The following is a 6978-nucleotide window of genomic DNA, read 5'->3' on the forward strand; positions in this document are numbered from 1 at the left end:
TTTATTAACCTATTGTAAATTTGCACAGAAATCTATTTACGTAAACTCAAAAATAGTTTAAAAATGGTATGGGGTTTTTGTTAGTTAATGTCGAAAATTTAAGTAGGGGTTGAAAAAATGGAATTAAATTGGCAAGAGATGCTGTTTCAGTTCTTTGGTGGACTGGGGATCTTCCTCTTTGGAATCAAATACATGGGGGACGGACTGCAGAAGTCTGCAGGTGAACGTCTGAAGGATATTCTTGATAAGTTCACGACCAACCCGTTCATGGGTGTACTTGCAGGTATTTTTGTAACTGTCCTGATTCAATCAAGCAGTGGTACCACGGTTATCGTGGTCGGACTTGTCAGTGCGGGCTTCATGACGCTCAGACAGGCAATCGGGGTCATCATGGGTGCGAACATCGGGACAACCGTCACTGCGTTCATCATCGGCTTTGATATTGGTGCGTATGCGCTGCCGATCATTGCAGTTGGAACCATCTTATTGTTCTTCTTTAAAAATAAAAAGATCCAGAATATCGGACAACTGGTTTTCGGTTTCGGGGCGCTCTTCTATGGTCTCGAATTGATGGGGGACGGCATGAAGCCGCTCCGTTCATTGGAATCATTCCATGATCTGACCGTCAGTATGAGTTCAAGTCCGATCCTTGGAGTGGTCATCGGTACTTTATTCACGGTGATCGTACAGAGTTCATCTGCGACAATCGGTATCCTTCAGGAACTTTATAGTTCTGACCTGATCGATTTACAGGCAGCTCTGCCGGTTTTATTCGGTGACAATATCGGAACGACCATCACCGCCGTTCTTGCGGCACTTGGTGCTTCTGTTGCAGCCAGAAGGGCAGCGGCAGTTCATGTCATGTTCAATTTGATCGGTTCAACGATCTTCCTGATCATATTGCCGTTTTTTGAAAAATTCATTGTGTTCCTTCAATCACAGCTTAACCTGAATGATCCAATGACCATCGCTTTTGCTCACGGGACGTTCAATGTGACCAATACAATCATTCAGTTCCCTTTCATTGCTTTACTCGCAGTGATCGTGACGAAACTGATCCCTGGACAGGACACATTCGTCGATTCAAACTCAAAGCATTTGGATCCAGTGTTCATTGAGCAGTCTCCATCGATCGCATTGGGACAAGCCAAGGAAGAAGTCCTTCGAATGGGTCAATTTGCGGTGAAAGGTCTGCAGGAGACAAATGAGTTCCTGAAGACGAAAAGCTCAAAAAATTCAGAGGCTGCTTATCAAATCGAAGGGGCCATCAATAACCTGGATAAGAAAATCACAAATTATTTAGTGGATCTGTCTTCTTCTTCATTATCTGAAAATGAATCAGAGCGTCACTCTATCTTGATGGACACTGTCCGTGACATAGAGCGGATCGGCGACCATTTCGAAAACATCGTTGAACTGATCGAGTATCAGCAGTCCAACAAAGTGAAAATCACGGATGATGCGATGCAGGATCTTGAAACAATGTTCAGTTTGACTATCGATACTGTTGAAAGATCTCTAACGTCACTCGATCTGAATGACACAGACATCGCACGTGAAGTAGCAGAAAAAGAAGATCAAATCGATAAAATGGAAAGAAAGCTCCGCAAGCAGCACATCCTTCGCCTGAATGAAGGAAAATGCTCAGGACAGGCTGGAATCGTATTTGTCGATATCATCTCTAACCTGGAACGTATAGGGGATCACGCCGTAAATATTGCAGAAGCAGTACTCGGTGTAGAATAATAGAAGAAAGCATAGTAAAGACTGACTCAATTAGCTTGAGTCAGTCTTTTTTTTAAAGGGAGGGTGCAGTAATAATGGATGTGTTATATTGGACGATCATCATCGTACTCATGGTTTTAGCGTTCGTCGGACTTGTCTATCCGATCATACCGAGTGTTTTATTTCTGTTGGCGAGCTTTTTGCTCTATGGTATCTTCTTTGACTTCTCCCCATTCAACTGGCTGTTTTGGACTATACAGGTCCTATTTGTGCTGTTATTATTCGGTGCAGACTACTTAGCGAATTTATTCGGTGTCAAACGTTTTGGAGGGACAAAAGCAGGGATATGGGGCAGTACAATCGGTCTTCTGATCGGCCCATTCATCATACCGGTCTTCGGTATCATCCTGGGGCCATTTCTCGGGGCCATAATCGGAGAATGGATCGTCCACCGATCCTCATTCAAAAAGACCATTAAAGTCGGGATCGGCTCGGTGGTGGGATTCATCTCAAGCGTGTTCACAAAAGGATTGATTCAACTGGTTATGGTGATTTACTTTTTCTTGGTGCTTTAATCTTGGTCTAAATTAAAGGTTTTGGTTCCTTCCAGTGGTTGATTGGAGTGCAAGACGAAGACTCCTCTAAGCCCTGCAGCTAGACAGTTAACCCACTTGTCAAAGGAGGCTCACCAACCGCCCGCGGAAAGCGAAGTCTTGCACGGAAATCAAAAGCGGCATTTATAACCGAATATATCGTTGGTTAAATACTAAAAAAAAGGGCATTTTAACCCTTGTAAGAATAACCAATCAAAATATTTGAACACATATAGGAGATTTGGTAATCTTATACTGAAACGACCTGAAGAAATCTTCAGGAAACTTACATAGGGAGGAATTTTATTATGGCTTACAAATTACCTGAACTTCCTTACGCTTATGATGCCCTCGAGCCTCATATCGACAAGGAAACAATGAACATCCACCACACAAAGCACCATAACGCATATGTAACAAAAGTAAACGATGCCCTTCAAGGACATGACGACCTTCTAAGCAAATCAATCGAAGATCTTGTATCCAACCTGGATGCAGTTCCAGAAGGAGCACGCACAGCAGTCCGCAACAATGGCGGGGGACACGCTAACCATTCATTATTCTGGACGATCCTTTCTCCAAACGGCGGAGGAGCTCCAAGCGGTGAACTGGCTGACGCGATCACTTCAAAATTCGGAAGCTTTGACAAATTCAAAGAAGAATTTGCAAACGCTGCTGCAACCCGCTTCGGTTCAGGCTGGGCTTGGCTGGTCGTTAACAATGGTGAGTTGGAAGTAACAAGCACTCTTAATCAGGACAGCCCATTGATGGAAGGTAAGACACCTGTCCTTGGACTTGACGTTTGGGAGCACGCTTACTACTTGAATTATCAAAACCGTCGTCCTGACTACATCAGTGCATTCTGGAATGTAGTAAACTGGGATGAAGTGGCTAAGCGTTATTCAGCTGCAAAATAATTATCATTTAACTGAGCAGAGAGGTTCTTTTTAGAACCTCTCTTTTTTCTGCATAACTTCCCGCCCTTTTTCAAAAGATAGGGGTACGCAAAAGGGGAGTTTTAATGATGAGCAGCTTTAAAAAGATCTTAGGCGACATTGATTTAACAAGAGACCTTACCTTGTTATTGCTTATTGGCGGTTTATATTCACTTAGTATCGCGTTATCGAATACATTCGTAAATATCTATTTATGGAAACAGTCCGGTGAATTTATCGATCTTGGCATTTACAACTTGACCGTCGTGATTTTTCAACCGTTGACATTCATCCTGGCGGGAAGGCTGGCAAAAAAAGTGGACCGGGTGATCGTCTTGAGGTTCGGTGTTATCTTTTTGGCTGTATTCTACATATCCGTATTGTCTTTCGGGGAATCGGCCGAGGACTTCCTGATTGTCCTGGGTGCCCTATTGGGGATAGGATATGGTTTTTACTGGCTGGCCTTCAATGTGCTGACATTCGAAATAACCGAACCGGAGACAAGGGACTTTTTCAATGGATTCCTGGGGACCCTGACATCTGCAGGGGGAATGCTTGGCCCTATTCTTGCCGGTTATATCATTTCAAGATTTGCTTCATTTAAAGGATATACTATCGTGTTTGGCATCTCACTTGCACTATTTACCGTTGCTGTTCTGTTAAGCTTTTTCTTGAAGAGACGTCCTGCTTCGGGACGGTATCTGTTTGTAAGGATATTCGAGGAAAGAAAACATAACAATAACTGGAGGCTGATCACCAATGCCCACTTCTTTCAGGGCCTGAGGGAAGGGACCTTTGTATTCATCATTTCCGTCTTTGTGTTTATCAGCACCGGAAGTGAGTTTGCCATCGGGACATTCGGCCTGATCAATTCGGGAATTGCGTTTGTCGGCTATTATGTCGTCTCCAGGGTCATTAAGAAACAGTTCCGGAAACGCGCCATCCTTCTTGGCGGAATGCTTCTTTATCTGGCCATATTCCTGATTGTGTTTGATGTAACCTATACAAAGCTGCTCATTTATGCAGCTACGATCGCCATCGCTTATCCTATCCTGCTGGTACCTTATATTTCCATGACCTATGATGTGATAGGGACCGGATGGCAGGCAGCGGAAATGAGGATCGAATACATCGTAGTGAGGGAGTTGTTCCTCAATCTTGGGAGGATCGTATCGGTTGCAGCGTTCATAATAGCGGTGACTTACTTCAATCAGGATCAGAGCATACCGATTCTGCTTTTAATATTGGGAGCCGGCCACTCATTAATATACTTTTTTGTGAAAAAAGTGGAGTTACCTGTATCCTGAATATGTAAATACGTACAAAGAGAGGGAATCATTTCCTCTCTTTGTTGTGTGATTTCCGCTTCATGATAGTAGAAAAACTGGTTTATTTTCTATAAAATAAGGGATGGACAGAAAGATGTGCACTACTTTTACATAGAGGAAGGACTGGAACGATTGAAAAAAAGTAAGAGAAAGAAAAAGACACATGTCCCCGTAAGAATGAATTTGCTGTTTTTTGCGGTGTTCTTGTTGTTTTCTCTTTTGGTTCTGAGACTTGGGCTCGTTCAAATCGTGAACGGTGAAAGCTACAAAAAAGAAGTCGAACGAACAGAAGACGTAGTGGTGAAAACAAGTGTGCCCCGCGGCAAAATTTTTGACCGCTACGGGAATGTGATTGTCGATAACATCCCTTTAAATGCGATTACCTATACACGGACAAATAACACTTCGATTGAAGAAATGCTTGATGTAGCTTCTAAGCTTTCGGATTTTATCGAGAAAGATACAAAAGAAGTGACCGAGCGGGATAAAAAAGATTACTGGATCATCAACAACAAGGAAGAAGCAGAGGCAAAGGTGTCTGAAAAGGAAATTGAAAAGCTTCAGAACAATGAAGATTTATCAGAAGAAGAGGTGAACGCAAAAGTCTATAAAATGAGGCTTGACCGGATCACTGAGAAGGAGCTCTCATCACTGACGGATAAAGACCTGGAAGTGATTGCGATTTATAGGGAGTTTACAACCGGCTATGCACTGAATCCTCAAATCGTTAAAAACGAAGGGGTCACACCCCAGGAATTTGCGGTTGTCAGTGAACACTTGAGTGAACTTCCGGGCGTCAATACAACAACTGACTGGAAACGGTCCTATATGTTCGATGATACACTCCGGACAATCCTTGGAAATGTTTCATCCGCACGTGAAGGGCTTCCAAAGGATCTGGTAGATTCCTATTTAGCTAGAGACTACAACCGCAATGACCGGGTGGGGAAAAGCTATGTTGAATTGGAATACGAAGAAGTGCTGCAAGGCCAGAAAGAACAGATTAAAAACGTCACAAAAGGCGGAAGTGTACTCGAATCCCTTCTGATCCAGGAAGGGCAGCGAGGCAAGGACGTCGTACTGACAATCGATATGGAACTGCAGCGCGAAGTCGAAAAAATCATCGAAGAAGAATTGATGAAGCAAGTGGTCAACCGCAGTGAATCACCGGATCTTGACCGTGCCTATGTAGTCATGATGGACCCGAATACAGGTGAAATCCTCGCTATGGCCGGAAAGCAATACGTCAAGGACCCGGAAACAGGGAAGTATGAAATGCGCGATGCAGCGCTCGGCACCTTCACGACCACTTATGAAGTGGGTTCTGTGGTAAAGGGTGCAACCGTGCTGACCGGATATATGACAGGGAAACTGACTCCGGGTGAAGTGCAGATTGATGAACCGATCATCATCGGTAAAGAGGGTACCCCGAAGACATCCTGGTTCAACCGATATGGAAGGATACCGATGTCTGACCTGTATGCCTTGGAGAAGTCTTCTAACTCCTATATGTTCAAAGTGGCCATGAGGATCAATGGTCAGGAATACGTGCCGCACGCCAATATGCCGGTCAATCCGCAGGCAATCAAGACGTTCCGGAACCACTTCTCCCAATTTGGGTTGGGGGTATCAACGGGAATCGATCTTCCAGGTGAAGCGAGCGGTATCGAAGGAAACCTTACAAATCCCGGATTGCTCCTGGATTTCGCCATCGGACAATTTGACACGTATTCTACGATGCAGCTCGCACAGTATGTTTCAACGATTGCGAATGACGGATATCGGGTACAGCCGCATATCATGAAAGAAATCAGGGAACCGATAGACGAGAAAGACAGGCTGGGTCCAATTCTTTATGAAAAAGAAACGAATGTATTGAATCGCGTAGAAGCGACTCAATCACAGATTGAACATGTTCAAAAAGGATTTTACCGTGTGTATCACAGTCCTGAGGGAACGGCCTATGCACAGTTCAAGGATGCCCCTTATAACGCAGCGGGTAAATCCGGTACCGCCGAGACATATATTGACGGAAAGCTGAGCTATAATACGACATTGATCGGCTACGCTCCATTCAATCAGCCCGAAGTGGCATACGCAACATTGGTACCTGCATCACATGTGCAGGCGAGCGGAGTCGCCGACCCTTATGTGAATAAGTATATTTCACAGCGTGTTATGGACAAGTATTTCGAATTGAAAAAAGAAAGAGCAGAAGAAATGGGAGATCCGACTTCCGTCAACAAAAAGATTGAAAATGCCGATGAGGCGGAAAAAAGACAGGAAGAAGACCGACAAGAAAATAACTGACTAATGATAAAAACATACTAAGATTAGTGGGTAAAGTCATCGACGGATGACTTTACCCACTATTTTTCTTTTTAGAGTTATAGTGAG

Annotated in this window: 5 protein-coding genes; all 5 read left to right on the top strand. The window is 43.9% G+C overall.

Annotation, left to right across the window (positions count from 1 at the left end; translation table 11 throughout):
* Positions 1-117: 117 nt before the first annotated feature.
* Entirely contained in the window at positions 118-1746 is a 1629-nt protein-coding gene (locus tag ACKA06_RS19325) for a Na/Pi cotransporter family protein (protein ID WP_032087637.1), read from the top strand.
* A 74-nt stretch (positions 1747-1820) separates the two neighbouring features.
* Positions 1821-2300 (top strand): DUF456 domain-containing protein, encoded by a 480-nt coding sequence (locus tag ACKA06_RS19330; RefSeq protein WP_411160408.1) that lies wholly within the window; start codon positions 1821-1823, stop codon positions 2298-2300.
* Positions 2301-2626: 326 nt separating this feature from the next.
* Entirely contained in the window at positions 2627-3235 is a 609-nt protein-coding gene (gene sodA / locus ACKA06_RS19335) for a superoxide dismutase SodA (RefSeq protein ID WP_032087639.1), read from the top strand.
* Between the two features lie 107 nt (positions 3236-3342).
* On the top strand, positions 3343-4560 hold the full coding sequence (locus tag ACKA06_RS19340) for an MFS transporter (RefSeq protein WP_032087667.1): 1218 nt from the start codon (positions 3343-3345) through the stop codon (positions 4558-4560).
* A 132-nt stretch (positions 4561-4692) separates the two neighbouring features.
* Positions 4693-6891, top strand: coding sequence for a peptidoglycan D,D-transpeptidase FtsI family protein (locus ACKA06_RS19345; protein ID WP_032087668.1), 2199 nt, complete (start codon positions 4693-4695; stop codon positions 6889-6891).
* Positions 6892-6978: the final 87 nt, after the last annotated feature.

Source organism: Rossellomorea oryzaecorticis, assembly GCF_045897515.1.
Lineage (GTDB): Bacteria > Bacillota > Bacilli > Bacillales > Bacillaceae_B > Rossellomorea > Rossellomorea enclensis.